This window comes from Bacillus sp. OTU530, assembly GCF_038440375.1.
Genome location: NZ_JASATP010000010.1, coordinates 131,233 through 156,320, shown reverse-complemented (window position 1 = coordinate 156,320; position 25,088 = coordinate 131,233). Strand labels below are relative to the sequence as shown.

The window sequence follows — 25,088 nt, the reverse complement described above, 5'->3', positions numbered from 1 at the left end:
CTAAAAAAGTTAAATTGATTTCCTATCTAAAAGGTTGTTTTGTACACTACTACTACCCATGTGGTTTCTCATTAAAATAAATACCAAACTCAATAGTAACGATAAAACCCCAACTAATACGACGTACCCGGTACCTATTTCTGATATAAATACCCCGCCTACAGCTGCACCCAATGTTGTTCCTACGTTACAGGATGATATAAATAATCCATTGGCAAAATCAGGCGCTTCAGGAGCTGAAGACGCAATCAAATATTGATTAATATTTGCCATTATGCCTCCAGCTAATATTCCCCAAATTAGAGTTATCATTGCCATAGGTACGGTAAACTGTCCTGTGAAGAATAAAATAATGTAAACAGCACCCAATAACAAAGGAAAAGATACTACGGATTTGGTGGCACTATGAGTAAGTAACTTTCCTGCGACAATGTTTCCAATAATATTGGCTCCACCGAAGATGAATAACGTTAAACTTATGGTATTCGGAGACATATTCGTTACTGTTTTCAGATATTCAGCAAGATAACTATAAACCCCAAATATAGCTGAGTTTAACAAAATGACAGTCACGATAGAAATCCACATAATGGGTTTTTTTAATACAGAAAGTTGTGTACCATAAGAAAGTATTTCTTCAACAGGCATAGACGGTACAAAAATCAATGTAGCAATGAATACAATAGCATTCACAATAGCAAAGAATGCCATCGCCATTTCATATGAAACGGTATTATCAATAAAACTTGCGATTGGTACGCCGGCTACCATACCAGCAGATACGCCTATAAATACTTTGGCAACGGCTTTTGGAGCTTCTTCTTTACTTACTGAGGAAGCAGCTACTGTAAATGCCAAAGAACAATAAATAGGATGAAAAAAGGCCAATATTACACGAACCACTAATGTAATGGTAAAGCTAGCTGTAAATAGGGAGACTATGTTCCCCAACAAGAAAACACCAAGTACAAGTAACATAGCCTTCTTTCGATCTATACCTGAAAATAATAACGGCATAATAGGACCAGATATTGCAACACCAAGGGCAAAAAAACTCACCAGCCATCCTGCTTTTGGTATGCTGACATGAAAGTGATCAGCAATGGAAGGCAATAACCCAATAACCCCCATTTCCGTATTTAGAATGCCGAAAACACCGATGGTTAATATAAATATGAGCAACTTGTTTTGTTTAGCCAAAAAATATACCTCCTAATTTCTCCTTTTAATCAATTTTTTCAATTTGAACTGTAAAATTGCCCTTCATACTTTCAAGCTTTTCTACTCCAGATTGAATCTTGCCTAATTGAATAAGTCCATTTGAATACCCGAAATCTTTATAAAATATAGCTAAATTTCCCCAGGGAGCATAATAAGTGAAATCTCCGACTGAAGGTTCACTGCCTGATGGCGCTTTTTCTATAGATAGTTTTTTTGGTAGGTAACTAATTTTTTCAGTTCTTGCATGATCTTCGAAGGTTACTGTTAACGGAAGTTGTGCTACAAAATCTCTGCTTGTTGGATTATCATACATATTCACAATTACTTCCTCGTTGTTAAACGTTAATTTTATTGCAACATCTTCCATACTAACTAACCCTCCATTATCAATTGTAGAATCCTTGCTACCCTGCTCGTTCGGTTCATCAGTTTTAACTGCTTGCTCACCACTTGAATTTGTATTTGCAGTATCATCTCCATTAATGTTTTTCTCATTATGACTACTGCTGCAAGCTGTTAGAAATAATGAAATAACCAATATAAACAAAAGTTTAGATTTAACTCCTTTTCCCATCAAAACGTCTCCTTATTTATTCTTACAATTGTTTGGGAAATAACATAGATGAACAAAGATTATCACGAAACTATCATCAGTAAAAAATTGCTTCCAACAAGCTGTGGGGCAACTTTTTCATTAGGAGATTTTATGGAAGTTGTCTTGTAGGACGAATAATTATTTCGTTAATCGCAACATCCATTAGATAATTTGTTTCGTTGGACGAATCAGGATTTCGCTTACCGCTACAGTTTCAGGTGTGTGCACCCATAATAATAACAACTTTATTTTGAATATTAGACATACTAAATAACATCCTTTCTTTGTTGTTTTAAAAACAATTCATTTGCAACTATAATGGTGGACATTGACTTCGCCCAGTAAAGAAAATCATCATTGATTGATTAATCAACATCTGCTTATAATTATTAAATAGAAACACGATGCTCTCAATGGTTAAATGAACGTAATTTGTTGATTACTCAACAAATCAATCAAAATTGTTGATTATCTTTAGGAAAGTCTGGTGACGTAACAATGCCAAAAGTAGATAGAAGAATAACCAAAAGTCAAGAAGCCATTAAAAGTGCTCTTATCGAACTGATGTCTGAAAAAAGTTTTGATCATATTACCATTCAAGATATTTCTGACAGGGCAAATGTGAATCGAGGAACCATCTATCTTCATTACTCCGATAAATTTGATTTATTAGATAAGATCATGGAAGAACATATAAACAACATGAGTAATTTTTGCGAGTCGGCAGCTGAAATGGATTTTATAGAATCGACTGTACATTGTATGGAATACTTTGAGAGTAATTATTTATTCTTTTCGACGATGTTAGCGAGTGAAGGGGCTCCTTATTTTCGTAGTCGGTTCCTTCAGTTTAATATCGAAGAGTTCAAGCATGATGTGGACATAACAAAAGGAAAAAACTATGGTCAAAATGAAGATGTACTTGTTCAATTTGTTGCAAATGCTTATGTAGGGGTAGTGGAATGGTGGTTAAAGAATGGAATGCCTTATCCACCTCGTGTCATGGCAGAAAAAGTAGGGGATTTGTTAGAGAGAATTGTATAAAATGTCCCTTACATTAGTGAAGAAGAAAGGGACAATTCCTTTAGAAGAGGCTTTTACTAGGGTATTGTCTCTTACTATTCATTAAAATATAGATTGTACTTAAAGTAATGGGTGCCAATGTTACATAAATCAAATGAAATTACTTTCTCTAACGGTGCTTATGTGAACATGAAATCCCTCCAGTTAATCTGGAGGGATTTTGACAGTATTGACTCCCGACTTGGGGCTTCTTTCACACTGACCTTGTTGATATGTGCGCCCATTCCTCTCTCGGCTTCAGTAATAAACCAAACTTCCTTCAAAATACTCAACAATTTTGATTCATTTGTTCAATAATCAACAAATCGCGTTCATTTAACCATTGTAAGCATCCTGTTGCTATTTATAATTATAGACAAATGTTGATAAATGAGCTTTTGTTTTTTAGAACATCTCATTTAGTTAAATCGAAGTAACTTAAATAGTTGTTCAAATTTTAGTGACCAGCAAGTGAGTGATGAAGATGTTGAAAGAATCATTCATGGAATCGTCAAAGGAGGAAAACCTCGTGAAATCCAAAATTACATAAGGAAAAGAGGTCATGATTATGGGTTTTACAGAGGTGAGAGGTCTTGTTCCATCCATCCTTGTTTCAACATCGGCGAGTCATACATGAGGTCGAAACTTCAAGTCAGTTATATAGAATAGAGTATAGGAGGAGAGGTATGGAAAGGAGGACACTTTGGTTCTTTATAGCTTCGATATTTATAATCAATCTCATTATCATTTGTGGTGTAAAAGTATTGGCGCACCAAATGAAATATCAGATAACTTCACCGACTGAGCAAAAGGTAACTATGATCATAAATGATGAAGCCGTTCGGAAAAAAGCAGAAACGCTGGGGATTCAAACGGAGGGAAAGAACACGTTCTTGTTAGAAAAAGAAATACAGGAAATAGAAGTGAAAAACGAAGCAAAGCAGCTTGGTATTGAGGTGGAAGGCAAAGGGCTGGTAGAGCTGTTCGAAGCCATTTATGAAACAAAACTTAGAAACGAAGCGGAGGAGCTTGGCATTGCCACAGAAGGCAAAGCGGCTTCGAACTTAATACAAGAAGTCTATGACGTAAAGGCAAGGAAAGAAGAAGAGGAACAAGGCCTTGTTATAGAAGGGAAAGATGTATCTGCTATTGCGGATGAGGTAATGGAAGTAAATTGAAAAATTTAATTGTTTATTTTTCAAAAAAAGAGCTATAGGAGTACGAGAACAATGGTTGAAAAACAATTTAAAATAATTACGAGTACGGGATTTGCTCGGCAAGCAACCGCATTGGTAAGGGTTGCTTGTCAGTTTGATTCGAATATATTTATTGAATATAAGAATAAGTCAGTAAGATTAAAGGGCTCTCCTCAATCTATCCTCGATGTTATGTCATTAGGAATTAGACCTCACACTCTATTTCATATAAGGATCGAAGGAATGGACGAGCATGAGGCTTTACAATCGCTAGAAGATCATTTGAGCAAAATTTAAGATTTATCCAATGAAGATAGGAGTTCTCCCTCAGACGATTTATATCTTCTCTAGGTGGAAAGACAAACATTTGGGAATTATGTTACATGATGATTAATCACGTTTTGTTACATACCTTATCCATAGTCCACTGTCGTCCAGTTTTTCGAGTGCTTTTAAGGAGAAATTTACTGGATTCGCTTTGTTTAGAAAAGAACTCGTTTCAAATAGTGTTACAGAGTTAGAGGCACCATCTGCAATTGGAACTAAAAGCAGGCTCAATTCATCAATTAATCCTTCGTTTAAAAAGGAGCCATTTAAAAAGCCTCCACCTTCTAGCATTAATTTATCGATTGAAAATAGACTTTTTAGTTTTTGCACTACGACAGTAAAATTTAAGTGTTCTTTCCCACCAAAAATATAAGATATACCTATTTTTCTCAGATGAGCTAAATAAGCATCAGATACTTGCTCTGTAAGTACCTCTACTATGTGGTCATCTGTCCTATGCTCATTCCATGACTCAATTGAATTTTCAGTCCATCCTAATTTCCCAGAGGGGTCTACTGCTATAGCATAACTTTCAGCATTTTTGTTTGCAACGTAATCAGTTCTAGGGATAGGTAGGATGTCTTCGTGTTTTAAATCTAATTTATGTCCAAAGGTAAAGTGTTCCTCCATGGTAACCCTACCACACATCCAAGCTTTAGATCTGTAACGTTCATGGATTTCTTCGTATACCTCTGTAAAAACAGCTGCTCGTTCCGCTTTCAAATAATCTCCAATGATTTTCCCATCCAATGAAGTTGCCATGTGGCAAATAATATACGGTCTTTCCAAGCTTACAACCCCTTTAAACGATAAAATACTGCCCCAGAAATATGTACGATCATTTTATCCCATTCATCAATTTTCTTCTTGAAAAGAAAAGATTGGGGCATTAATCCAACATTATTGACTAATACATCTATTTTCCCAAAATTTTCGAGTGTATATGCAGCCAACCCTTCCATCCGTTCATGTGAAGAGACATCTGCTACTTTATATATAGCTTGTCCACTGTTGTTTTGAATCTCTTCTTGTAATTTCTTTAATTGGTTTTCACGACGAGCCGTTAGGACCAGCTTAGCACCTTTAGACGTAAGCTCTTTTGCAGTAACTTCTCCAATTCCACTAGAAGCACCAGTAATAAACCAAACTTCCTTGAACATACTCAACAATTTTAATTCATTTGTTCAATAGTCAACAAATCGCGTTCATTTAACCATTGTAAGCATCCTGCTGCTGTTTATAATTATAGACAAATGTTGATAAATGAGCTTTTGTTTTTTAGAACATCTCATTTAGTTAAATCGAAGTAGCTTAAATAGTTGTTCAAATTTTAGTGACCAGCAAGTGGGAGGGAAGATGTTGAAAGAATCATTCATGGAATCGTCAAAGGAGGCAAAACTTCGTGAGGCGGTTGCAAAAGAATTATTTTCAAAACAAAAATAAGAAAGGGTGTTATTTTAAAATGAAAAAAAAATCTATTATCACGCGTGTACTCACAGTGATAGCACTGGTCTTGCTTTTATCCGTGACCATCGTTGCATCCAAGACCAGCGTTGTCGCTGCATATACGCCGGACTTGTCCAATGGAGCAGACAACTTTTACAAGAGCAACAAGGTAACTATGAAGAAGGTTGAGTTTAAAAATCAATACAACATGAATGTTGTAGGGAATCTTTTTATTCCCAAAGGCTTGAAGAAGAATACCAAAAATCCCGCGATCATTGTCGGGCATCCTATGGGCGCAGTAAAAGAACAAAGTGCGAATTTGTATGCCCAGAAAATGGCTGAACAGGGATTCGTTACTTTGTCCTTGGATTTGTCTTTCTGGGGAGAGAGTGAGGGGCAGCCTCGTAACGCTGTTTCGCCGGATATCTATGCCGAGGATTTCAGTGCTGCGGTGGATTTCCTAGGTACCCGGTCGTTTGTTGACAAGGAACGGATTGGTGTTATTGGGATTTGTGGCAGCGGGAGCTTTGCCATCAGCGCAGCCAAGATCGACCCGCGCTTGAAAGCCATTGCGACAGTCAGTATGTACGACATGGGTGCCGCCAACCGTAACGGGCTTAAACACTCGCAGACTCTCGAGCAGAGAAAGAAGATTCTCGAAGAGGCAGCGGAGCAACGCTATGTGGAGTTCACAGGTGGTAAAACCAAATACACCAGTGGGACAGTACATGAACTAAATGAAAACTCTACTGCCATTGAGCGTGAGTTTTATGACTTCTATCGCACTCCAAGAGGTGAATTCACTCCCAAGGGCTCGTCACCTGAACTCACGACACACCCGACGCTTACTAGTAACGTCAAATTCATGAATTTTTATCCGTTCGCAGACATAGAGACGATTTCTCCTCGTCCGATGCTTTTCATTACGGGTGAAAACGCTCATTCCAGAGAGTTCAGCGAAGACGCCTACAAGCTGGCGGCCGAACCGAAGGAACTCTACATTGTTCCGGGTGCAGGTCATGTGGATCTGTACGACCGGGTGAATTTAATCCCTTTTGACAAGCTCACATCCTTCTTCAAAGAAAATCTGAAGAAACAATAAGGCTTGTGTTGAAGATTGTAGAGGGCTTTGCGTGCCAATGGTGCTTTGATTGAAAAAGCTGTGTGAATCCTGCATATCTTGTCGGGGTTCACACTTTTTTGCACTTTAAGCAAGTATAAATTTCTAGCTGGGAGACCATTCGACGTAGCGAGAGATTTTAGAAATAAGGTATAAGGGTAACTATGCCTCTGTCTTCACCCAAGGGCAGGGCTCGCCAATCGGTGAGTTTTCTTTATCTGAATAGAATTCCATATGCTATGTAGGTTTGAAGGGGCGGTGTTACTCATTACCATATGCTGGAGTTTTTTATGCTTGGCGGATATAACGAATAGAGAGGGAGTCAGTATGAAAGTAATTCTCTTACCATCTAAAGACAACGCTATTCAACTTGGATTAAGAGTCAGATAGAAGCCAAGTCATGATGAATTTACGAGACAATAAAACGAAACTTGAAGGAGGAAAACGGGATGAAAAAACGATTATTTCATTCATTTGCGTTGCTGCTAACCCTCACCCTTACTGCCTGCAACAACAATGATAATTATACAAAGGACATTTCTCAACAAGAGGGGAACTCCTCTGAGGCTAAGTCCGGAGAATACGCCGAGATTGGATCTGGGGCTAACCTTGTTAAATTCCCTGAAGACCTTAAAAAGGGGATCGTGTTTGCCACTTACGATCGAGGAGATATTCATGAGGACATCTATATAAATAGTAAGGAAGCGATTGAAGCAGCGCAGAACGGAGAGGAACTTCCGAGCGGCACCGTTATTACTCTTGTAGGATATAAGGATGGAGAGATCGACCAATATTTAGTGATGGAAAAGCGTACTGGCTGGGGCTCCCAATATTCGCCGGAAGAACGTAATGGGGAATGGGAATTCCAGCATTTTACTCCTGACAGAAAGGTAGCTAAAGATAATATTGAGCGTTGCTTTGCCTGCCACGCGAATCAGTTAAGAGATGACTATGTGAATTCGATGGACCAGATGAAAGAGTTTGATTTGGGAGAGATTTCACAATCAAAGAACAGCAGTACAGAAACCCCAATCGCAGCTATCCCTACGGAGAACTGGAAGGTACGTGAGCTATCTGCTCATATGAATGATTCTAAGGATGTAAATAAAGGAGAAAGTAATTTAATAGATGATGAGGAAAAAGCAAAAAAAATTCAGGATGTTCTTTTGACGATGTATTTACAACAATATAAAAACTAATGGATGTGTTGCCATTAAAGGATACCTGCATGTCCACTATAGAAACACAATCTGATGATTAATTAAATAGAAAGAGGAGAATGCTTTGAATCAAAAGGTGTTATTCAGGCTAGTAAATGACCTTGTTATGACAGTACTCATGTTAATAGCAATGGCTTACTATATTACCGGAAATAAGATTCATGAAGTCGTTGGAGTTGTGGTACTTTTATTATTTGTTGTCCATAACTTTTTAAATCGACATTGGTATAAAACGATTTTAAAGGGAAAACATAATGTACGGCGCATTCTACAAATAGGAATCAATCTGCTTTTTCTTGCAACTATGGCCTTGATGATGATAAGTGCTGTGTTGATTTCCAGTGATTTATTTCCCTTTATTCCTATAAATAATGACATGATGCTACGGCAAATACATGTTCAGACTGCCTATTGGGGATTTATCATCATGGCAGTGCATATAGGATTATCATGGGGAATGATTATGAATTCAGCGCGGAGGATGACTGGATTGACCGGTACTAGCCGTGCTCGCACTATTGCGTTGCGTATTTTGGCGGTATTAATTGTAATCTATGGGGTGCATTCCTCCTTCGAGAGAGATATGGGTTCTAAGCTAACTATTTATAACCCCTTTGGTAATTGGTTCAATGATGATTCTATTATAAGATTTTTAATTGATCACCTATCTATCATAGGAATCTATATTTGTGGGACACATTATGCTTTGAAATTCATTCAGAGACAGGAACAAAGAGCAGTTCAAAAAATCTGATATTGATTGGCCAAATGAAAGAATGAAAAGGGCATTAACTAAGAAATGAATTAATGCCCTTATTAAAATATTTTGTCTTAGGGAAGTTTTATACAATTCTGTCTAACAAATCCCCTACTTTTTCTGCCATGACACGAGGGGGATAAGGCATTCCATTCTTTAACCACCATTCCACTACCCCTACGTAAGCATTTCCAGCAAATTGAACAATCACATCTTCACTTAGACCTTCATTTTTTCCATTTGTTTTGCGCAACTCGTTCTCGTACCCTTCCATAACATACTCTAGGAACTTACTCCGAAAAGAAGGGGCTGCTCCTTTACTGGTTAACATGGTCGAAAAGAATAAATAATGAGTCTCAAAGTATTCGAAAAAGATCTGAATTGCATCTATCCATTCCTCTTGACATGCCCATTCACTTGTTTCCTTAAGCTCGTTTATATGTTCTTCTATCATCTTATCTAATAAATCAAATTTATCTAAGTAATGAAGATAGATGGTTCCGCGGTTCACATTTGCCCTGTCAGAAATATCCTGAATGGTAATGTTATCAAAACTTTTTTCAGACATCAGTTCGATAAGAGCCTTTTTAATGGCTTTTTGGCTTTTGATTATTCTTCTATCTACTTTTGACATTGTTTGGTCACCAGACTTTCCTGAAAATAATCAACAATGTTTATTGATTTGTTGAGTAATCAACGAATTGCGTTCATTTGACCATTGGGGGCATTGTGTTTCTATTTATAATTATAAACAAGTGTTGGTTAATCAATCAATGATGTTTTTCTTTGCTGGGCGAAGTCAATATTTATTCCGTATAGGTACTTGGATATGTGAGATTCTATTACTGTTCATCGGAATCATTCAGTGCTAACAAGAAAGGATTGTGTTGTCTCTTATGTCCAATAATCAAAAAAACACAACTATGACTGGTGCTTTAAGTGCTCCGAGTGCAAAAGCACCATTTGAACGCACTACTATTGAGCGGAGAGGATTAAGACCGGACGACATCTTAATTGATATTAAATTTAGTGGTATTTGCCACTCCGACATTCACAGTGCACACGGTGAATGGGGCGGTGGCATCTTCCCAATGGTTCCTGGTCACGAAATCGCTGGGGTTGTGGCGGCAGTAGGAACAGAAGTTACAAAATTTGCTATTGGTGATCGAGTTGGCGTTGGCTGTTTTGTTGACTCCTGCGGAGAATGCGAATACTGCCTCAGCGGTGAAGAGCAATTTTGTACGAAAGGTGTTATCAACACATATAATTCATTAGACTACGATGGGAATCCAACATATGGAGGATACAGCCAAAAAATTGTTGTAAAGGAAAGGTTCGTTGTCCGTGTTCCAGATGCTCTAAATTTGGATGTGGCAGCACCACTATTATGCGCAGGTATCACTACGTATTCTCCTTTGAAAAAATGGAACGCGGGTTCAGGTAAGAAGGTCGCCATTGTGGGAGTGGGAGGTCTTGGGCACGTAGCAGTTCAATTTGCGCATGCCATGGGTGCTGAAGTAACTGCTTTGAGTCAAAGTATAAATAAGAAAGATGAAGCAATAAAATTGGGTGCAGATCATTACTATGCAACCAGTGATCCCGCTACATTCACCGAGTTGGCTGGTCGTTTTGATCTTATCTTAAACACAGTGTCCGCAAATCTTGACGTTGATGCGTATTTATCTATGCTTCGTGTAGATGGAACACTTGTAAATGTCGGTGCGCCAGCTGAGGCAGATAAGTACCATGTGTTTTCTTTAATCATGAAACGTCGTAGCATTGCTGGATCCCTTGTAGGTGGAATTCGCGAAACTCAAGAGATGCTAGATTTTGCTGCTGAACATGGTATTAACCCTATGATTGAAATAATCCGTGCTGACCAAATAAATGAAGCGTATGAGCGTGTTCTACGCAGTGATGTGCGTTATCGATTCGTTATTGACATATCAACTATGTAATTCTAAAAGGTGATTTATCTATAGTTTCACCTGAAATTATGCTTAATTAACTCTTTAAACCATATAGCTTTCAATTCATATATTCTATTACTAATACCAAGGAGGACTTCTTATGAGCCAAGAGAAAAACGTTGCGCGTAACAAGGGTAATTTTGCAAAACTGGTCCTAAGTCACATCGACAACAATAATAACACTGAACAAAATGTAAGCAACGTAAATTATGAGTTTGCTCCTGAAAATGATGCTCAATTCATTAATAACAATAATGTTAATTCAAAAACGAAGAACAACAATAAATTCTAATAACTACGGTTTCTGTAATGCCTGAACAAATAGCCTATATGGAGGAATCCTGTGTTCCTCATCATGTAGGTTTTTTCTTTTTTGTCCGTGTAATGAAGATAGATGGTTCTTCTATTAACATCTGCTCTGTCATCAAAACTTTTTTCAGCCATCAATTCAGTAACAGCTATTTTGATGGCTGCTTGGCTTTTGAGTATTCTTCTAGCCACTTTAGACATTTTAGTTCCCCAATCTTTTCTCAAGATAATCAACAATTTTGATTGATATGTTGAATAATCAACGAAATGCGCTAATTTATCCATTGTATGCAACCGGTTTTTATTTATAATTATAAACAGATGTTGATAAATCAATGTCTTAAGGTAAACGCATACAGAACGGATTGTTACTGTTAAATCAGGCAAAACCGATTACTTTAGAAAAAGGTAGGGGTTTTGCCTTTTTCTATTATTGGAGGGGATACAGTATAAATCTGGGGGGTATACAGTGAAAATCGAGAGAATATTAAACAATAATGCAGTTATTTCAACAAAAGATAAACAAGAGATCATTATCGTCGGACGAGGAATAGCTTTTAAAAAACAAGTTGGAGAGGAGGTTAATCAGGAACAAATAGATAAAGTCTTCACTTTAGAAAACGAAGATATAATGAAAAAGTTCAAGACCTTAATTGCTGATATGCCAATTGAATATATGGAAATATCTGAAAAAATCATTGCGTATGCAAAAATAAAGTTAGGTAAGAAGTTAAACGACAGCATTTATATTCATTTAACTGATCATATATACTTTGCAATTGAGCGTTATAGAAATAATTTACCTATTAAAAATGGATTACTATGGGAAACAAGGCAATTATACAAAGAAGAATATGAGATTGGACTAGAAGCATTAAATATGGTATGTGAACAATTTGGCGTCATTCTACCTGAGGATGAAGCAGGGTTCTTAGCCCTTCATATTGTTAATGCTGAATTGAATGAAGAGATGCCCATTGTAAAAAATATGACGAAGGTTATGCAAGAAATATTAACGATGGTTAAATATCATTTTAAGATCGAGTTTAATGAAAATTCTTTACCATTCTATCGTTTTATTACTCATCTTAAGTTTTTCGCACAACGTCTAGTCAAGGGCAATCATTACAACAGCACAACAGATGATGGCTTATACCATGTAATACAGGAAAAATATCCAGAGGCCCATAAGTGTTCACAGAAAATAAAGAGGTTTATTGAAAGCTCTTACACATACGAATTAACAGACGAAGAAATGATTTATTTAACAATTCATATTGAAAGAGTAGTAAAAAATAATAACGGATGATCTTAGGGTTGTAACCTAACGGGCAAAACCTAAATCAAACATTCAAAATGGATTGTTTGATTTAGGTTTTTTTTATTAAGCCTTTTTACCATACGAACAGTTAAGCAAGGTTAGAATTTAACAAGAAATAAGGGGTGGAGAAATTGAGTTACCAAGGCTTAGCGAAAGAGATAGTCCAATTGGTCGGTGGAGAACAAAACATAATTAGTGTTGTGCATTGTGCGACACGTCTACGTTTTACATTAAAAGATCATGGTCAGGCTGATAAGAAAAATCTTGAAAATTTAGATGGGATTCTCAGTGTTGTAGAGAATAGTGGGCAATTTCAAGTTGTCATTGGGAGCCATGTCTCCGAGGTTTATAAAGATGTAATAAAGATTGCAAATGTAGGTAGTACAGCAAAAGAATCATCAGAAAGATCAAAGGGAAATGTTATTGCAAAAATATTTGCAGTTATTTCAGGAAGTTTTTCTCCGTTGCTCGGAGCCCTTGCTGGTGCTGGGATGCTTAGAGCGTTGCTAGCTCTTTTAACAATGACAGGGGTATTATCTACGGAAAGTGGAACGTACTCTATTTTAGTAGCGGCTGGGGATGCAATCTTTTTCTTCCTTCCCATTTTTCTAAGCATTACCCTTGCTTCAAAGCTTGGCGCAAATCCATACGTAGGTGGAATGATTGGGGCTGCGCTATTAGATCCGAATTTTACTAGCCTGCTGCAGAATCAAGGTGATATTACTCATTTTCTTGGTATACCGGTTGTTTTGATGAACTATTCTTCTTCGGTGTTCCCGGTTTTTATCGCAGTCAGTATTTATGCTGTTTTAGATCGGTTCCTTAGGAAAATCATTCACAAAGATTTACAAATGTTTTTGGTTCCGATGTTGTCTCTGATTATCATCGTACCATTAACGGTAATGGCATTTGGTCCTTTCGGAGTCTATTTTGGGAATAGCATTGGAGTATTTATTAATTTTCTATATTCTAAGAGTGGAATCTTGACAGGCGCCTTAATGGGTGGTGGATGGACTTTCCTTACCTTACTTGGGATCCACACAGGCTTCACTCCGTTTATTCTTGAGAATTTGGCTAAGGGTGGGGATCCAATACTTGCATTGGTTTCCGCAGCTGTATTTGCACAAATAGGCTTGGCCTTTGGGATTTTCTTAAAAACAAAGGATAAAAAAGTAAAGGCACTTGCTGGATCTACGTTATTGCCTGGATTTTTGTCAGGTATAACAGAACCAATTCTGTATGGGCTAATGCTTCGTTACAAACGTACAATTCCTTATGTCGCAATAGCTGGCGTTGTCGGAGGAGGAGTTAGTGGTTTAGTTGGAGCAAAATCAATGGCATATGCATTTCCATCTGTTTTAAGTATTCCAATTTATTCACCACTAGTATCATACATTATTGCTATGCTATCTGCTTTTGCTGTTGCAACGATTCTGACAGTAATTTTTGGATATGAAGATAAAAAGAAAGTAGAAGTGGAAGAACCCAGGGTAGAAGCTGGACAGACAATGCTAAAACAAGAAGCAATTGTCAGCCCATTAACTGGGATAATTAAACCGTTGGCCTATGTGGATGATCCAGTGTTTTCATCAGGAGCTATGGGAAAAGGGATTGCAATTGAACCAACTGTGGGAAAAGCTGTATCACCTGTGAACGGTACGATTACAACAGTTTTTCCGACAGGACATGCAATTGGGATTACGTCAGACGAAGGAGCAGAAATATTAATCCATATTGGAATCAATACAGTTCAATTAGAAGGAAAATATTATGCACCGGTCGTTAAACAGGGAGATCGGGTAAACAAGGGTGATCTATTAGTTAATTTTGATATTGAAAAAATTAAAGAGGCTGGGTACCCAGTTACTACTCCAATTATTATCACAAATACAGATCGTTATATCGATATTATCGAAATGAATAAAGAAACTGTTCAAGAAAATGATGGTTTATTAACATTAGTCATTTAATGCACTTTTTTAATATAGGGAAGAGACCTAGTTGCTCTTCCCAATAATTAAACTATAATCACGGAGGATACTAATTATGAGAAACGAAAAAATGAAATTTCCAGAAGGTTTCTTATGGGGCGGAGCTACTGCAGCAAATCAATGTGAAGGCGCGTTTGATGTTGATGGTAAAGGGATATCTGTGGCTGATACAATGCCTAGAGGTAAGGATAGATTTTCAATCATTGCTTCACCGGACTTTGATTGGGAGATAGATCCAAACAAATACTATTATCCAAACCATCTGGGTATTGATCATTATCATCGATTTAAAGAAGATATTGCTTTATTTGCAGAAATGGGATTTAAAGCTTACAGGTTTTCAATTGCTTGGAGCCGAATTTTCCCAAAGGGTGATGAAGTAGAGCCTAACGAGGCTGGACTGTCTTTCTATGAAGAATTGATTGATGAATGTTTAAAATACGGAATTGAGCCTGTGATAACAATTTCTCACTATGAAATGCCAGTTCATTTGGCAAAAGTTTATGGTGGCTGGAAAAACCGAAAGCTGATTGGTTTTTTTGAAAATTATTCAAAAGTTGTCTTGAAACGATTTGCTAATAAAGTGAAGTATTGGATGACTTTTAACGAAATCAATTCTGCAATGGAATTTCCGGCTTTATCTCAAGGGCTGATTGTATCTTCAGGCGCTCAAGACTATACAAATCGGTTTCAAGCTTGGCATCATCAATTTGTTGCGAGTGCTTTAGTAGTAAAAATTGCTCATGAGCTAAGAGAAGATATTCAAGTAGGGTGTATGCAGATTTATGCCCCGTTATATGCTTTTGATTCGAATCCTGTAAATCAGTTTGCTTCCCAATTCAAGCAACGAGCTTTTGATTATTTTACGAGTGATGTTCAAGTTCGTGGATACTACCCAAGCTATTTCAATCAATTACTAAAAGAGTACAATGCAAAAGCTCCAGAAATTGAAGATGGAGATTTAGAGATTCTAAAAAACAATACGGTGGATTATATCGGATTCAGTTATTACATGAGCTTGGCAGTTAATGAGACCAATTCTGAAAAGAGCGATCCAGCGTCAGGAAATCTTATGCAAGGAGTTAAGAATCCATTCTTAGAAGCTAGTGAGTGGGGATGGCAAGTTGATCCTTTAGGGTTGAGAATCTCGATGAATGATCTCTGGGATCGCTATCAAGTTCCCTTGTTTATCGTTGAAAATGGGCTCGGTGCAAAAGATGAAATAGATGAAAATGGTGAAATTAACGATGATTATCGAATCGATTATTTGAAAAAACATATTATTGCTATGCACGAAGCTATGGAAGATGGAGTTGATTTAATAGGATATACGCCTTGGGGATGTATTGACTTAGTAGCAGCTTCTACAGGAGAAATGAGCAAACGTTATGGTTTTATTTATGTTGATTTAGATGATAACGGAAACGGTTCTCTCGATCGTATAAAGAAAAAATCTTTCTATTGGTATAAAGATGTAATTGCAACAAATGGAGCAAACATATAAAACTTTTATCATTTTTATATCCTTGTTAAACTAATTCGCATTGCTTTGAGAAGAACTAAACCAGGTTTAGATAAGTAGCACGGAAAAACTCCCTTCATTATTTCTAGAAGGGAGTTTTTAAAAATAAATGGAGACACTTGCATCTCCTTATCCAATTCATGTGCTTTGTTGCCAAAATAAGTGTAGTAGATCCAAGCTGAAAAACAGGACAACTTTATTTACACTGTTTTGTAGAAAAACGATATCTATTTGGAGGGTGGAATTCATTATGACATGGCGTCCAGACTTGTTTTCCTCCTCAATAACTTCAAGACTTAGGAGAAGGATTGTATGACTAAACGAAATAATTTACTTATATTCATATTGACCGTAGGGGTTTTCGGAATTATTAATACTGAAATGGGGGTTATTGGGATATTACCTGCTATTGCTGATCACTTTCATATCAGTGTTTCAAAAGCAGGATTGCTGGTGAGTCTTTTTGCCCTTACTGTTGCAGTAGCAGGTCCAACGATGCCGTTATTGTTTTCGGGGATAAATCGGAAGAAGGTCATGTTACTCGTACTTGGTGTTTTCGTTCTGGGGAACATTGTCTCCATCTTTACATCTAACTTTACCATTGCATTACTTGCTCGTGTAGTTCCAGCCTTTTTTCATCCCATTTATTGTTCGTTGGCCTTTACAGTAGCTGCTGCCTCAGGTAGCAAAGAAGAGGCTCCAAAAGCTGTTTCTAAAGTATTTATAGGAGTATCTGCGGGTATGGTAGTCGGTGTACCAATCGTAAGTTTTATTGCTAATACCGTTTCTTTAGAAATGGCTATGTCATTCTTTGCCGTTGTAAATGCTCTAGTATTCATTGCTACAGTATTATTTGTACCATCGATGCCTGTTAAGGAAAAACTTTCTTACGGTGCACAATTAAGCGTATTAAAAAAGCCCATTACATGGCTTTCCATTGCGGCTGTTATTTTATTAAACTCAGCCGTATTTGGAGTTTATAGTTATCTTGCAGAGTATCTAAAAACTGTTACGAATATGTCTCCGAATACAATTAGTTTAATGTTATTCATCTACGGTGGGGCCAATATTATTGGAAACATTGTGGCAGGGAAGTTACTTACTCATAGTGCCATCAAATCTGTAATATCTTTTCCTTTTGTATTGGGGGCTGTTTACATCATATTATTCTTCACAGGACAGTTTACCCTACCTATGGCAATCATTACTTTAATTTGGGGAATATTAGCTGGTATAGGAGCGAATATTAATCAATATTGGATTATGTCTTCAGCTCCCGAGGCTCCTGATTTCGCTAATGGCTTATTTTTAACATCCGCTAACTTAGGAACAACAATTGGTGCCGCTGTAGGTGGATTATTTATATCAGAATTAGGTACCGGGTACGTCGTATTGGTGGGAATCCTATCATTGATACTAAGTTTGGTAACTATTTTACTTAGAACCTACATGTTTACTCCTACACAACAGCTTTCTAGATAATGAATTAGGTATGGAAGGCTAGGGGGAATTCAAGCTTTATAGTCAGCAAACAAAAACAAGTCATTATATCGTATGGAAACGAAACACCGAAAGAACCATTCTCAAACAGGTTATGATGAGAATGGTTCTTTTTATTTCAGATTATTAACTTTATATGGTAATTTTTTATTAATAACTACTGATGAGGCTTCATTTTAACACTTCTTTTAGGAAATCTAGTTTCAACTTCGCGTTATCTTTAGTAATAATATCTACACCTGTATCAATATTTTTTCTAACTCTTTCTCCCTTTATTACTTCCCATGCGGTTTCAACACTTATATACCCCATATCATAAGGGTTTTGTGCTACGGTACTAGGTATAGTTCCATCTTCAATTGACTCAACCATTTTAGTAATTCCATCTGTTCCTACGACTGGTACTTTATTCCCGTGCTTCTTAATAACCTCTAAGGCATTTAATGCCATGACGTCATTTATGGCAAAGACACCTTTTATATTAGGATACTGCTGTAAAATCCTTGTCATTTCTTCTTTAACGTCCAAAGGTCTAAATGGTAATTCTACCAGCTTTTCTACAATTTTGATTCCTGCAGTTTCTAAACTAAATGTAGCCCCTTGGATCCGCTTATTTAAAACTGTACTGGTTAAATCTCCGGCAATCAGGACAACTTCATCTTTAGGCTGCAGCTGCGAAGCTAATAATTCCCCTGCTATTCTGCCTAATTCAAAATTATCGGCACCAATATGAATGGTTCTATTTTTTAAAGGAACATCTGTGTCTAGTAACACTACAGGGGTCTTAGTTTCAACGGCCTTTTTTAAGTTGGATAGAACAACAGGTGATTCAAATGGAGAGACAACTAGTATATCTGGATGTTCCTTAAGAATATTGTTTATCATAGCTGCCTGTACATCTGCTGTTGAGCCGTAAGGAGGTGCAATAACTTTACCATCTATATCGAATTCTCGAAACCCCTTTTCCGCGCCTACCTTCATAATATTCGAATACTGTGAGTCTAGGTCTTGTAAAACAACGATTACTTTGGGTCTATCGTCCGCTCTAAGGAACTTAACTATACAAGTGATCAGAAGGACAGTGATAATCAATAGGATGATCCATTTCCTTTTCATGATTTATCTCCCTTCTAGAAGGAGTAGTGCCAAGATTTTTCAAATTTACAATGTGAAGGACAAGCATAGTCCTATGAACATTTCCTGCTCAGTTCCAGGTAGCCAGTGATTTACCAACAGCATGAATCTTCATTAAGTTTGTAGTACCTGCTTCACCAACTGGTACACCTGCTGTGATCACAACTGTATCACCACTGTTTATAGTTCCTGTCTCTATTCCTGTCTGTATTGCTATTTCTAGCAGTTCATCTGTGGAATTCACCTGTTCCTTCGCAAGGTAAGCTTGTACTCCCCATATAAGAGCTAGCTTACGGCATACTCGTTCATCAAATGTAACTGCCACAATCGGGGATTTCGGACGATATTTCGCAACCATCTTTGCTGTATAGCCGCTCTCTGTTGGCGTTACAATCGCTGCTACATCTAGTGCAATGGCTGTATGTGCTACAGATTGACTGATTGCATCTGTGACTGTAGGTTTTGTTTCTTTTAGGTGCTTACGGAACGCGTCTTGATATTGTAACGAACGCTCTACGCGAGATGCAATGGTTGCCATCATGTTTACGGATTCAACCGGGTAAAGTCCTGCAGCGGTTTCACCTGAAAGCATGATGGCATCAGTTCCATCAAAAATTGCATTTGCCACATCACTTGCCTCTGCACGTGTCGGACGTGGGTTGCGCTGCATAGAATCCAGCATTTGTGTAGCTGTAATCACCGGCTTTCCTAAGATATTGCACTTCTGAATCAAACACTTTTGGACAAGAGGGACTTCTTCAGGCGGGATTTCTACCCCCATGTCGCCGCGTGCTACCATTAAGCCGTTAGATACTTCCAGAATAGAATCAATGTTATCAATACCTTCTTGGTTTTCAATCTTTGAAATGATCTGAATGTGCGTTGCACCGTGCTCTTCTACTAATTCACGGATTTCTAGTACGTCGGATGCTTTACGTACGAATGAGGCTGCGATAAAATCTACGTCTTGCTCAATACCGAATATGATATCCTGTACATCCTTTTCTGTAATACCCGGAAGCTGGATGCTTACGTTTGGCACATTTACGCCTTTTTTATTTTTAACTACACCACTATTCAATACTTTCGTGCGAATTTCACTACTTACTTTCTCAAGTACTTCTAGTTCAATTAAACCGTCATCGATTAAGATACGGGAACCGGCTTCTACATCATCGTAAAGCCCTTCATAGGAAACGGAGAATTTCTCTACTGTTCCTAGCACTTGTTTTGTAGAAATCACAACTTCTGCGCCTGCCTTCAGTTCAGCTTGTCCGTTTTCAAAGTCATGTGTACGAATTTCCGGACCTTTTGTATCAAGAAGAATGGCTACTGTTTTATTCGCTTGCTTAGCAGCCTCACGAATATTTTGAATACGAACCGCGTGCTCTTCATGACTTCCGTGTGAGAAATTAAGTCGAGCTACGTTCATTCCTGCTTCTATTAATTGTACTAATTTCTCAACACTTTCACTTGCAGGGCCAATTGTACATACAATTTTCGTTTTACGCATAACATACCTCCGGATATTTGTTGGAAACATTACTAAGTTCTTAGACTATTATTCGAAACTCTCCCTAAGCCGCTTCGGTTCTTGCCTTACAAGGTATTATTCCTTATTTAAAAGAAATTCCTCCAAGGCTAAACCCGCCTCTTGTTCATCCTTTCCAGTTACAAGGAGTGTAAGTTCTGATCCTTCCCTAGCTGCTAGAGACATAACTCCCATAATACTTTTCCCATTTACTGATCTTTCAGCGTTTATTACCAGTATTTCACTATAAAAAAAGGATGCTTTTTGTACGAATTTAGCAGCGTGTAGGGCTTGAAGCCCCTGTGGAAGTTGGATACTCACCTTTTTTTTAATCAAAAAACAATCGGCTACCTTTCTTAAGGATGATTCATATCAAACCCAAATATTGAGATGGGATGTATATGCCCTATATAAATAAAGATGTGAAGATTCGTAGTATATTTATTGCTGAGCTTGATAGCTCTCTCGGATGATTAACTCTGCCTTAAGCGCCGCTTACATTTCTAGCATGTAAGCGGTCATGCAAAAAACTTGTCACCATTTATTACTACTCAAAGTAAAGATAAGTAATTTTAAGTTAAATTTACTAAATTTATAAATAGAACATATCAAAAAAATCGTTTTCATTCAATGTATTTTTGATAAGTTCACTTAATTTTTTAAAAGTCAACTCGCTATTAACTGTAAGTTTTTTCGATTATCCTAGTGATTTTATGCGAAAAATGACAAAAAAACCTATAAAAAATAAAAATGCATGCTAAATGTGTGGGAAACATCAAATGATAATTTTAGTTAACGTAACTAAAATTATCATTTGTGAAATATGAATAACTTTAAGCTTGTTAGGTAATATATGGGATTAATGGTAAAATATTAATTAATCTATGATATCAAATCCATAATAAGGATCTTAATATTCGTTAGTCTTTAAAAGGGAGAATATTGCGATTGGAGGGTAAAATATAGTCAAAGACAATATTTTACCCTCCAATCGCAATAACCTACCGTTGAGGTTATTATGCAAGCATTTTATTATTATTTGTGTACATTATGAAGTTGAACTTTTATTTGATTCATAAAATAGCCGTCCCTACGAGATGATGACACTTTATTATGAATCAACCATCGGGAATCTTGCTTTATGGAGCAAGCCTTCTTACTTTATTATCAGAATAGCTTTGCGTCTAATTTATTTCATTCATGAAAAAAGAGACTATAGGGAGAGACCACGAATTATGATTATAAAACATTATTTTCTCAACGAGCTAGAACGGGAAATATGTGAACAAAAGCTGTTGAAACAAGACCCTGCATTAGATGAAACGGCAATTCTAGAGATGGATGATCGAGAACTGGTAGAGATGGATAAATCAAAGTAATACGCTTATTCTTTCTAAAAAAGGGTTAAGCACAGGGTACTCCCGTGCTTAACCCTTTTTTAGAGTAATAATATCAGTATGTCTAAGGTTTAAAGAATCTCCATTTCAACTCACATTTCTAAGTATGTTTCAGTGAAAAATAAACGTATGAGTATCTTAACAAATTTATGATAAACTAATTTGAAAATCGAAAATGAATTAGGGGCGGAAAAATGGAGTTAAGAGTACTTAGATATTTTTTGACAGTTGCACGTGTAGAAAGTATTACGAAATTTTTCTGGCTGAAAAACGACATGTAAATTCAGAAGATTCTGACTTATGCTTAAAATTTATGCACAGGAATTTATTAAGACGTAGTAATTCGAATTTGTATAGCAAATTGAGAAATTATAGAGGAGGGCTCATATGAGCAAGAAATATGAAAAATTAGCTCAGGATATCGCCGGGAAAATTGGTGGCAGCGAAAATGTATCGACATTCACCCATTGTATGACCAGACTTAGATTTGCATTAATCGATAATAAAAAAGCTGATCCAAAAGGTATTGAAGCGTTAGAAGGTGTTGTTGGTGTTATCGAAAATGGTGGACAATTTCAGGTTGTTATCGGACCACATGTTGAAGAAGTTTACAAAGAGGTTACCAAGCAGATAAAACCTTCGGAAAATACAGCTACTGAAGGTTCTAATGGGAAAAAAAGTCCTATCGGTAAAATGATGGATTTCATTTCTGGGACATTTGCCCCAGCCATACCAGCTATTGCGGGCGCAGGAATGATTAGAGCGTTATTGGCTTTACTTGTTATGTTTGGTTGGATGTCAAGAGAGTCACAGACCTATTATGTGTTAAATTTCATGGCAGATGCTGTTTTTTATTTCTTGCCGGTTTTACTAGCATATTGTGCCGCTAATAAATTAAAATGCAATCCTGTTTTTGCAATGGTATTGGCTGGAATTTTGCTCCATCCGAACTTGATTCAATTGCGAACGGCTGGGACGTTCTTGATAGCCTGGATAGAACCTGGTTTCTGCAAGCTCTGTAAAAATTACTTATAGTTAGCAAAATGCAATCTCTCATACGCTAAGAGAATATCAGCTTAGTAAAGCCGATTTCTTCTTAGCGTATGAGAGATTGGTTTTATTCAATATGAAAGTCTTAATGGTAAAATGTATTGTATTCGTGTAAAATTTATGAGGGACATCAAACTCCTTGATAATAATTAACAAGGTTAATTAACTTGTTGATTATTAAACAAAGTGTATTTGTTTAACCATTGTAGGTATCCTGTTGCTTTTTAATAATTATATACAGGTGTTTGTTAACGTATCTATATTTATTTCTTACGAGCATCAAAATTAGCTAAATCAAAGTAAATGAAAAGGGGAGAGAGAATAAAAATGTCTGATACGAAAAGTTTTTATGGAAGAACGGAGAGAGAGTGTTGATTAGAGAAAGAATTTGGACGAAGAATTTTATCGTTGTTTGTTTAAGTAATTTTTTCATGTCATTAAACTTTTATATTCTGGCGACATCATTTCCATTATATGTGAAAGATAATTTGCAGGGGAATCAACAACAGATGGGATTAGCCATTACCATCTATGTTATCGGAGTTGTATTGATTAGGCCCTTCTCAGGACGATGGGTGGATCGATTTGGGCAAAAGAGAATGGCTGTAATAGGATTGGTTATTTTTCTAGTCGCCTCTATATGTTATTTTGGCACTAAAGGAATTGGCCTGTTCTTAGCCGTTCGCTTCATTCACGGAATGAGCTATGCGATAGCCTCGACTGCTGCAAACACAGTTGCTTCCTCACTCATTCCTGATTCACGCCAAGGGGAAGGAATGGGCTACTTCAGTATGTTTATGAGCCTTGCCATGGTGATTGGACCGGCTTGCGGACTTTTTTTATGGAAAGACAAGAACATCACTGTATTACTATTGGCTGTTTGTGTCATTTCTGCGCTTTCTCTCCTGTTTGCAATTGGGATACGGGTGCCTCAACAAAAGCAGAGTAAGCTAAAATTGGCTCTGAACGTAGAACCGACTAAGAGAAAGAGCATGCATTGGAGTAGCTTTATTGAACCGAAGGCACTGCCGATTTCGTTGGTGGGTTTTATTCTTGCTTTTTCTTATAGCTCATTAGCTGGATTTCTTGCTTCTTTTACGGCTGAGATCCATCAATCTCAAGTCACGGGTACTTTTTTTATGGTGTTTGCACTCATGATCGTATTATTCCGTCCCATCGTTGGGAAAGTATTTGATAGATATAATGAGCATTATCTGTATTATCCCGCGATTTTGTTGTTTGCTGTCGGTATGCTCTCATTAAGTCAAGCCCATTCCGGAATAATGGTTTTGGTGTCTGGCTTCATGATGGGAATTGGTTATGGTGCTCTCTTTTCTTGTTTTCAGGCACTTGCCGTGAAGCTATCCCCTGAACATCGCAGAGGAAGTGCTACGGCGACGTTTTTCTTGTGTTTTGATTCAGGCTATGGAGTAGGTTCTTACGTTATGGGACTGACTTCTTCTTTTATGGATTATCGCATGATGTATGTTATTGCAGGGATCATTCCTTTGCTTTCTCTTGTCTTTTACTATATGTGTCATCATCGCCTACAGGCTAGATTGTCCATTCGCAATCAAGATATAAATATAACCTAAGTGATTCGGTTTAAGTAGTTATTTACCTGAGCCGATAAAGAGACTAATAGTGTATCAAACAAAAGCCTTTCATTCCTTTGCTTAGCTTAGCGAAGAATGAAAGGCTTTTTCGTTTCTAATTAGTTAGAGCTAAGAAGCTTGGAGTTAAAACTGTAAAAAAGAGATAAAAATATCTCCTTTCTTATCTCTTTTTTGAAATGGTTTAATTTACAGTTCTTCCCCATTCGTCGCAATGACATTTTTGTACCAGAAGAAGGATTGTTTCTTCTTACGCTCCAATGTACCGCTGCCATCATCATGCTTATCTACATAGATAAAGCCGTAACGCTTACTCATCTCACCAGTGGATGCGCTAATTAAATCAATACATCCCCATGGAGTATAGCCCATAACTTCTACTCCATCCTCAATTGCTTCACCAATTGCTTCACCAATTGCTTTAATATGCTCGCGAAGATAGTCAATCCTGTAATCGTCATGGATTGAACCATCAGCTTCTACTTTATCGATTGCTCCAAGTCCATTTTCTACGATGAATAACGGTTTTTGGTAGCGATCATACAATTGATTTAAAGAAATTTGAAGGCCAATTGGATCAATTTCCCATCCCCATTCACTTTCTTTTAAAAATGGATTTTTAATTCCGCCTATAATATTACCAGAAACTACATCTTTATCTGTTTTGTCCTTCTTCTCTGTACGGGACATATAATAACTAAAAGCGATATAATCAACCGTGTTTTCTTTGATTAGTTCAAGATCGCCTTCTTGTTCCTCCTCATAATCAACAAAACGAAATAGTTTATCCTTGTAAACAAAGTGTA

Annotated in this window: 22 protein-coding genes and 3 pseudogenes; 15 read left to right on the top strand and 10 right to left on the bottom strand. The window is 37.1% G+C overall.

Going from position 1 to position 25,088, the window contains the following annotated elements; all coding sequences use genetic code 11:
* Window positions 1-9: 9 nt before the first annotated feature.
* Window positions 10-1,200, bottom strand: coding sequence for an MFS transporter (locus tag AAHB12_RS10270; RefSeq protein WP_342045234.1), 1,191 nt, complete (start codon window positions 1,198-1,200; stop codon window positions 10-12).
* 25 nt (window positions 1,201-1,225) lie between these two features.
* Entirely contained in the window at window positions 1,226-1,795 is a 570-nt protein-coding gene (locus tag AAHB12_RS10265; protein ID WP_205650873.1) for a cyclophilin-like fold protein, read from the bottom strand.
* Between the two features lie 519 nt (window positions 1,796-2,314).
* On the opposite strand from AAHB12_RS10265, the gene AAHB12_RS10260 reads away from it, so the two are divergent.
* The 3 genes from AAHB12_RS10260 to AAHB12_RS10250 all read left to right on the top strand — a co-directional run bounded on the left by AAHB12_RS10260 (window position 2,315) and on the right by AAHB12_RS10250 (window position 4,371).
* Entirely contained in the window at window positions 2,315-2,860 is a 546-nt protein-coding gene (locus tag AAHB12_RS10260) for a TetR/AcrR family transcriptional regulator (protein WP_129726567.1), read from the top strand.
* Between the two features lie 704 nt (window positions 2,861-3,564).
* Window positions 3,565-4,056 carry a hypothetical protein gene (locus AAHB12_RS10255; protein WP_342045233.1) on the top strand — a complete coding sequence of 164 codons (492 nt, stop codon included), beginning with the start codon at window positions 3,565-3,567 and terminating at the stop codon, window positions 4,054-4,056.
* Between the two features lie 51 nt (window positions 4,057-4,107).
* Complete coding sequence (locus AAHB12_RS10250; RefSeq protein WP_129726565.1) at window positions 4,108-4,371, top strand: HPr family phosphocarrier protein; 264 nt, start codon at window positions 4,108-4,110, stop codon at window positions 4,369-4,371.
* 93 nt (window positions 4,372-4,464) lie between these two features.
* Here the strand turns inward: AAHB12_RS10250 and AAHB12_RS10245 are convergent, their stop codons facing one another.
* Together AAHB12_RS10245 and AAHB12_RS10240 are read right to left on the bottom strand one after the other, a co-directional pair.
* Window positions 4,465-5,190 (bottom strand): RibD family protein, encoded by a 726-nt coding sequence (locus tag AAHB12_RS10245; RefSeq protein ID WP_342045232.1) that lies wholly within the window; start codon window positions 5,188-5,190, stop codon window positions 4,465-4,467.
* 2 nt (window positions 5,191-5,192) lie between these two features.
* Window positions 5,193-5,561, bottom strand: coding sequence for an SDR family oxidoreductase (locus tag AAHB12_RS10240; protein WP_246040174.1), 369 nt, complete (start codon window positions 5,559-5,561; stop codon window positions 5,193-5,195).
* Window positions 5,562-5,863: 302 nt separating this feature from the next.
* Between AAHB12_RS10240 and AAHB12_RS10235 the strand changes: the two genes are divergently transcribed.
* From AAHB12_RS10235 to AAHB12_RS10225, 3 genes are all read left to right on the top strand, one after another.
* Window positions 5,864-6,949, top strand: coding sequence for an alpha/beta hydrolase (locus AAHB12_RS10235; protein ID WP_129726706.1), 1,086 nt, complete (start codon window positions 5,864-5,866; stop codon window positions 6,947-6,949).
* Window positions 6,950-7,416: 467 nt separating this feature from the next.
* A complete protein-coding gene (locus AAHB12_RS10230) occupies window positions 7,417-8,166 on the top strand; it encodes a cytochrome P460 family protein (protein ID WP_342045231.1) in 750 nt (249 codons plus the stop codon).
* Between the two features lie 85 nt (window positions 8,167-8,251).
* Window positions 8,252-8,941: a DUF4405 domain-containing protein gene (locus AAHB12_RS10225; RefSeq protein ID WP_342045230.1), complete on the top strand. Its 690-nt coding sequence runs from the start codon at window positions 8,252-8,254 to the stop codon at window positions 8,939-8,941.
* 88 nt (window positions 8,942-9,029) lie between these two features.
* Here AAHB12_RS10225 and AAHB12_RS10220 read toward each other — a convergent pair whose 3' ends face one another.
* Window positions 9,030-9,578, bottom strand: coding sequence for a TetR/AcrR family transcriptional regulator (locus AAHB12_RS10220; protein ID WP_342045229.1), 549 nt, complete (start codon window positions 9,576-9,578; stop codon window positions 9,030-9,032).
* 289 nt (window positions 9,579-9,867) lie between these two features.
* Between AAHB12_RS10220 and AAHB12_RS10215 the strand changes: the two genes are divergently transcribed.
* Entirely contained in the window at window positions 9,868-10,902 is a 1,035-nt protein-coding gene (locus AAHB12_RS10215) for an NAD(P)-dependent alcohol dehydrogenase (protein WP_342045250.1), read from the top strand.
* Window positions 10,903-11,014: 112 nt separating this feature from the next.
* Window positions 11,015-11,206 carry a hypothetical protein gene (locus tag AAHB12_RS10210; RefSeq protein ID WP_342045228.1) on the top strand — a complete coding sequence of 64 codons (192 nt, stop codon included), beginning with the start codon at window positions 11,015-11,017 and terminating at the stop codon, window positions 11,204-11,206.
* An 80-nt stretch (window positions 11,207-11,286) separates the two neighbouring features.
* Here the strand turns inward: AAHB12_RS10210 and AAHB12_RS10205 are convergent.
* Window positions 11,287-11,424 (bottom strand): annotated as a pseudogene (locus AAHB12_RS10205) (TetR/AcrR family transcriptional regulator); the annotation flags it as partial.
* A gap of 268 nt (window positions 11,425-11,692) precedes the next feature.
* Between AAHB12_RS10205 and licT the strand changes: the two are divergent.
* The 4 genes from licT to AAHB12_RS10185 all read left to right on the top strand — a co-directional run bounded on the left by licT (window position 11,693) and on the right by AAHB12_RS10185 (window position 17,539).
* Window positions 11,693-12,532, top strand: coding sequence for a BglG family transcription antiterminator LicT (licT, locus tag AAHB12_RS10200; RefSeq protein ID WP_342045227.1), 840 nt, complete (start codon window positions 11,693-11,695; stop codon window positions 12,530-12,532).
* A 143-nt stretch (window positions 12,533-12,675) separates the two neighbouring features.
* Window positions 12,676-14,514: a beta-glucoside-specific PTS transporter subunit IIABC gene (locus AAHB12_RS10195; protein ID WP_342045226.1), complete on the top strand. Its 1,839-nt coding sequence runs from the start codon at window positions 12,676-12,678 to the stop codon at window positions 14,512-14,514.
* Between the two features lie 76 nt (window positions 14,515-14,590).
* The gene (locus AAHB12_RS10190; RefSeq protein WP_342045225.1) at window positions 14,591-16,039 is read left to right on the top strand and encodes a glycoside hydrolase family 1 protein; all 1,449 of its coding nucleotides are present in this window, start codon (window positions 14,591-14,593) and stop codon (window positions 16,037-16,039) included.
* 330 nt (window positions 16,040-16,369) lie between these two features.
* Window positions 16,370-17,539 carry an MFS transporter gene (locus tag AAHB12_RS10185; protein WP_342045224.1) on the top strand — a complete coding sequence of 390 codons (1,170 nt, stop codon included), beginning with the start codon at window positions 16,370-16,372 and terminating at the stop codon, window positions 17,537-17,539.
* 189 nt (window positions 17,540-17,728) lie between these two features.
* Here AAHB12_RS10185 and AAHB12_RS10180 read toward each other — a convergent pair whose 3' ends face one another.
* The 3 genes and pseudogenes from AAHB12_RS10180 to AAHB12_RS10170 all read right to left on the bottom strand — a co-directional run bounded on the left by AAHB12_RS10180 (window position 17,729) and on the right by AAHB12_RS10170 (window position 20,558).
* The gene (locus AAHB12_RS10180) at window positions 17,729-18,673 is read right to left on the bottom strand and encodes a sugar ABC transporter substrate-binding protein (protein ID WP_342045223.1); all 945 of its coding nucleotides are present in this window, start codon (window positions 18,671-18,673) and stop codon (window positions 17,729-17,731) included.
* A 100-nt stretch (window positions 18,674-18,773) separates the two neighbouring features.
* Window positions 18,774-20,204: pseudogene (gene pyk, locus AAHB12_RS10175) on the bottom strand (pyruvate kinase); the annotation flags it as partial.
* A 96-nt stretch (window positions 20,205-20,300) separates the two neighbouring features.
* Window positions 20,301-20,558 (bottom strand): HPr family phosphocarrier protein, encoded by a 258-nt coding sequence (locus AAHB12_RS10170; RefSeq protein ID WP_342045222.1) that lies wholly within the window; start codon window positions 20,556-20,558, stop codon window positions 20,301-20,303.
* Between the two features lie 899 nt (window positions 20,559-21,457).
* Between AAHB12_RS10170 and AAHB12_RS10165 the strand changes: the two genes are divergently transcribed.
* The 3 genes from AAHB12_RS10165 (at window position 21,458) to AAHB12_RS10155 (ending at window position 24,264) form a co-directional block, all read left to right on the top strand.
* The gene (locus tag AAHB12_RS10165; RefSeq protein ID WP_165350690.1) at window positions 21,458-21,601 is read left to right on the top strand and encodes a hypothetical protein; all 144 of its coding nucleotides are present in this window, start codon (window positions 21,458-21,460) and stop codon (window positions 21,599-21,601) included.
* 405 nt (window positions 21,602-22,006) lie between these two features.
* Window positions 22,007-22,654: a PTS transporter subunit EIIB gene (locus AAHB12_RS10160; RefSeq protein ID WP_342045221.1), complete on the top strand. Its 648-nt coding sequence runs from the start codon at window positions 22,007-22,009 to the stop codon at window positions 22,652-22,654.
* A 386-nt stretch (window positions 22,655-23,040) separates the two neighbouring features.
* The gene (locus AAHB12_RS10155) at window positions 23,041-24,264 is read left to right on the top strand and encodes an MFS transporter (protein WP_342045220.1); all 1,224 of its coding nucleotides are present in this window, start codon (window positions 23,041-23,043) and stop codon (window positions 24,262-24,264) included.
* 207 nt (window positions 24,265-24,471) lie between these two features.
* Here AAHB12_RS10155 and AAHB12_RS10150 read toward each other — a convergent pair.
* A pseudogene (locus AAHB12_RS10150) lies at window positions 24,472-25,035 on the bottom strand (family 1 glycosylhydrolase); the annotation flags it as partial.
* Window positions 25,036-25,088 lie beyond the last annotated feature (53 nt).

Bases quoted from the DNA above. Each gene is read 5' to 3' on its own strand.
- AAHB12_RS10265 (WP_205650873.1), bottom strand. From the start codon at position 1,795: ATGGGAAAAGGAGTTAAATCTAAACTTTTGTTTATATTGGTTATTTCA.
- AAHB12_RS10260 (WP_129726567.1), top strand. From the start codon at position 2,315: ATGCCAAAAGTAGATAGAAGAATAACCAAAAGTCAAGAAGCCATTAAA.
- AAHB12_RS10255 (WP_342045233.1), top strand. From the start codon at position 3,565: ATGGAAAGGAGGACACTTTGGTTCTTTATAGCTTCGATATTTATAATC.
- AAHB12_RS10250 (WP_129726565.1), top strand. From the start codon at position 4,108: ATGGTTGAAAAACAATTTAAAATAATTACGAGTACGGGATTTGCTCGG.
- AAHB12_RS10240 (WP_246040174.1), bottom strand. From the start codon at position 5,561: ATGTTCAAGGAAGTTTGGTTTATTACTGGTGCTTCTAGTGGAATTGGA.
- AAHB12_RS10235 (WP_129726706.1), top strand. From the start codon at position 5,864: ATGAAAAAAAAATCTATTATCACGCGTGTACTCACAGTGATAGCACTG.
- AAHB12_RS10230 (WP_342045231.1), top strand. From the start codon at position 7,417: ATGAAAAAACGATTATTTCATTCATTTGCGTTGCTGCTAACCCTCACC.
- AAHB12_RS10220 (WP_342045229.1), bottom strand. From the start codon at position 9,578: ATGTCAAAAGTAGATAGAAGAATAATCAAAAGCCAAAAAGCCATTAAA.
- AAHB12_RS10215 (WP_342045250.1), top strand. From the start codon at position 9,868: ATGACTGGTGCTTTAAGTGCTCCGAGTGCAAAAGCACCATTTGAACGC.
- AAHB12_RS10210 (WP_342045228.1), top strand. From the start codon at position 11,015: ATGAGCCAAGAGAAAAACGTTGCGCGTAACAAGGGTAATTTTGCAAAA.
- AAHB12_RS10190 (WP_342045225.1), top strand. From the start codon at position 14,591: ATGAGAAACGAAAAAATGAAATTTCCAGAAGGTTTCTTATGGGGCGGA.
- AAHB12_RS10185 (WP_342045224.1), top strand. From the start codon at position 16,370: ATGACTAAACGAAATAATTTACTTATATTCATATTGACCGTAGGGGTT.
- AAHB12_RS10180 (WP_342045223.1), bottom strand. From the start codon at position 18,673: ATGAAAAGGAAATGGATCATCCTATTGATTATCACTGTCCTTCTGATC.
- AAHB12_RS10165 (WP_165350690.1), top strand. From the start codon at position 21,458: ATGATTATAAAACATTATTTTCTCAACGAGCTAGAACGGGAAATATGT.
- AAHB12_RS10160 (WP_342045221.1), top strand. From the start codon at position 22,007: ATGAGCAAGAAATATGAAAAATTAGCTCAGGATATCGCCGGGAAAATT.